The sequence below is a fragment of the Pontibacter sp. HJ8 genome, from assembly GCF_054824225.1.
Window position 1 is genome coordinate 1 of record NZ_JSYF01000217.1, and the last position, 3,119, is coordinate 3,119.

Sequence of the window (3,119 nt, forward strand, 5' to 3'; positions counted from 1 at the left end):
CCCGGATAGCGAGCGTTACTCCAATAGCCATGATCACACCATTCAAAAACCGGAGTTCGATGATACGTTCCAGCCCGATGAGCTTCATAAGCAGGAAGTAAGCTATCAGGCTCAGTGCTGTGAAGATGCCGTACTTCAAGCCGATTTTTTCCATAACGCCGTCGGGGGGTTTAGCTTCTTAGAGCAATTTTATCAGGACCTAGGATTTATATCCGTCCCGGCATGGCATGATCAGCCCGCTTGAACCACTGCATGGCCACAAAAGCAATAAGAAAGCCAGGTATGGAACCATAGATGATCGTGAGCACAAACAGGGAGAGCACCGACAAACTGATCGGGAACACAGAGCTGGACTGCAGGCTGGACAGGTATACCGGGTCAATCACGGTGACATAGACGATCAGAAACAAAGCCAGAATAGTTGAGGAAACCACTCCCGTGGTAGCACCGATCGCCAGACCCTGAAAATAGTTGAGGTTACCGCCTTTCGCGCGTTTGAAATTAGCAATGGCCACTGCTATACCTATGATCAGGAAGATAGCGCTCAGGAAAGATAATTCCACCCGGTTCTGTAAATCCAACAGGCGCATCAGCAGGAAGTAAAGGATGTGCGCTATACCTACAAAAATACCATACTTGATAGAGACATTCTGATACGTTATTCTCGAAAGTGCCATATGTAGAAGTTTTTTTAATTCAAACTGGTTAAAATGAACAGATTACCTCAACGATTGGTTACTATTTAGAACCAGCGAGCCAGCGGCAAACTGCTTTATATTATTAAATCAATATACTAGAGAAGCTAGCGTGGCGTTGTGATTTGAGGCATAATTTTTTTGAAGCCCACACAGAAACCATTCATTTCAAAGGGATTAACAAACTCTTTCTATTTCCTTAGCTCACTGGTTATTAGCAATTTGGACAAAGCCGATTTTTATTTCGTAGTTTTGCGCCATAATCATTTTAAATACTCATTTCAAGCGATCTATGATTAGTACCAGCAATGTAAGCCTGTCCTATGGCAAGCGTACTCTGTTTGAAGATGTAACCATCAAGTTTATGCCCGGCAACTGCTATGGCCTTATTGGAGCCAACGGTGCGGGTAAGTCTACTTTCCTGAAAATACTCTCCGGCGAGATAGAGCCTAACACTGGTACTGTTGATATACCGGCTAACATGCGCCTGGCGGTCCTCAAGCAGAACCACTTTGAGTACGATGAATACCCGGTACTGCAAACGGTGATCATGGGCCACAAGCGCCTGTTTGACATCATGCAGGAAAAAGACGCTATTTATGCCAAGCCCGACTTCAACGAAGAAGATGGCTTGCGCGCCGCTGAACTGGAAGGCGAATTTGCCGACATGGAAGGCTGGAACGCGGAGTATGAGGCGGCTGAATTATTGAGCGGACTGGGTATAGGCGAAGACCTGCATTACTCCCTGATGAAGGACCTGAGCGGTAGCGAAAAAGTACGCGTGCTCCTGTCGCAGGCGCTCTTCGGCAACCCGGGTATCCTGCTGCTCGACGAACCGACCAACCACCTGGACGCCGAGTCGATCATGTGGCTTGAGAACTTCCTCGACAATTTCCAGAACACCGTGATCGTCGTATCGCACGACCGTCACTTCCTGGATGCTGTGTGCACGCACGTAGCCGACATTGACTTTGGTAAGATCCAAATGTTTGCCGGTAACTATAGCTTCTGGTATGAGTCCAGCCAGCTGGCGCTCCGACAGCGCACTGACTCTAACAAGAAAACCGAAGACAAGCGCAAAGAACTGGAAGAATTCATTCGCCGCTTCAGTGCCAACGCCTCCAAATCCAAGCAGGCTACCTCCCGTGCCAAGTTGCTGGAGAAACTGACTGTGGAAGACATCAAGCCTTCGTCACGTAAATATCCTTACATCGCCTTCAAGCCGGAGCGCGAAGCCGGAAACCAGATCCTCAACGTAGAAAACCTGGCTAAGTCACTTGACGGCAACACCATCTTCAGCGGCATCACGTTCATGATGGACAAAGGCGACAAGATTGCGGTGATCGGCCGCAATGACCTGGCTGCTTCCACTTTCTTTGAAGTGCTGGCAGGCGAAAAGCAACCCGATAAGGGCGAATTCAAGTGGGGCACCACCACCAACACTGCCTATTTCCCGAAAGATAACACGGAGTTTTTCAATACCGATCTGAACCTGGTCGACTGGCTGCGCCAGTACTCTGTGGAGAAAGACGAAAGCTTTATCCGGGGTTTCCTGGGTCGCATGCTTTTCTCGGGTGAAGAGTCGCTCAAAAAAGCAAACGTATTGTCGGGAGGTGAGAAAGTGCGTTGTATGTTCTCCAAGATGATGCTGCAGTCCGGTAACGTATTGGTGCTCGATGAGCCAACCAACCACCTGGACCTGGAGTCGATCACGGCCCTGAACAATGCCCTGAAAGATTTCAACGGCACGATCCTGTTCTCCTCGCATGACTTGCAATTCGTGGACACGATCGCCAACCGTATTATCGAGCTGACGCCGAATGGCATCATCGACAAGCGCATGGGGTATGAAGAATACCTGTCGGACGCTAACATAAAGGAGCTACGCAAAAAAATGTACGCTACCGAAATGGTTTAATACTTTTCGCGTTAATCTAGTATATAAAAGCTATGCCACAGCAGCTACGATTGCCCCGCGTATTGACATTCCTGCTACTGTTTTTGCTGGCTGCTTCAACGGCTTTTGCCCAGACGGAGCCGGACACGGTTCGCCGTAAGCGTGAACTGCCTGCCGGACCGCCTGCTCAGCCACAGCAACAGCCTCAACATCAACCCAGGGTTGTTCAACCACAGCCGGAGGTAATCAGGCCGCAGGTGGTAAAGCCCGAAGAGGAGGAAGAGCAAACATTCAAGGACCGCATGTTCTGGGGTGGAAGTTTTGGCCTGCAGTTTGGCACTTTTACCAACATCTCCCTGCTGCCGGTAGTTGGCTATAAGGCAACAGAGACCTTCTGGCTAGGTATAGGCGGTGTATACCATTTCCAAAGGTACCAGCGAATGAATTTCAACAACTATGGAGGACGGGTATTCGCGCAGCAGCAGGTATTTGGCAACTTCCTTATCCATGCCGAATATGAGCATCTG

General features: G+C 49.2%; 2 protein-coding genes and 1 pseudogene. 2 read left to right on the plus strand and 1 reads right to left on the minus strand.

Annotation, left to right across the window (positions count from 1 at the left end):
* Positions 1-206 precede the first annotated feature (206 nt).
* Positions 207-677 (minus strand): DUF4199 domain-containing protein, encoded by a 471-nt coding sequence (locus OB13_RS10395; protein ID WP_461490100.1) that lies wholly within the window; start codon positions 675-677, stop codon positions 207-209.
* Between the two features lie 310 nt (positions 678-987).
* On the opposite strand from OB13_RS10395, the gene OB13_RS10400 reads away from it, so the two are divergent.
* Together OB13_RS10400 and OB13_RS10405 are read left to right on the plus strand one after the other, a co-directional pair.
* Entirely contained in the window at positions 988-2,613 is a 1,626-nt protein-coding gene (locus OB13_RS10400; protein ID WP_461490101.1) for an ABC-F family ATP-binding cassette domain-containing protein, read from the plus strand.
* Between the two features lie 32 nt (positions 2,614-2,645).
* Positions 2,646-3,119, plus strand: a pseudogene (locus OB13_RS10405) (hypothetical protein); the annotation flags it as partial.